The 286-nt window shown below is 65.0% G+C and carries 1 protein-coding gene; it reads right to left on the bottom strand.

Annotation, left to right across the window (positions count from 1 at the left end):
* Positions 1 to 286: phosphate ABC transporter permease subunit PstC (locus HKX41_11150; GenBank protein ID NNC24688.1), on the bottom strand; the 286-nt coding region annotated here is incomplete at both ends.

Below are 286 nucleotides of genomic sequence, written 5' to 3'. Positions count from 1 at the left end.
TTGAACGTCCCGATGTCGGGGAAGACGACTTCCAGCGCCGGGGTGATGTAGATAAGCGCGAAGAAGCCGTAGACGACGGTCGGGACGCCCGCGAGGATTTCCAGCGCCGGCTTGAGAATCGACCGGGCCTGCGCGCTCGCGTACTCGCTGAGGTAGATGGCGGTGGCGACGCCGAGCGGGAGCGCGATGACGGCCGACCCGATAGTGACCATCAGCGTCGCCGACACGAGCGCCAGCACGCCGAACTCTTGGCTGTGTATCTGCCACGTGGTTCCGGTGAGGAAGT

The organism is Salifodinibacter halophilus (assembly GCA_012999515.1).
GTDB classification, from domain to species: domain Bacteria; phylum Pseudomonadota; class Gammaproteobacteria; order Nevskiales; family Salinisphaeraceae; genus Salifodinibacter; species Salifodinibacter halophilus.
Note: the sequence above shows the minus strand (reverse complement) of the source record. Positions and strands in the feature narration are given on the sequence as shown.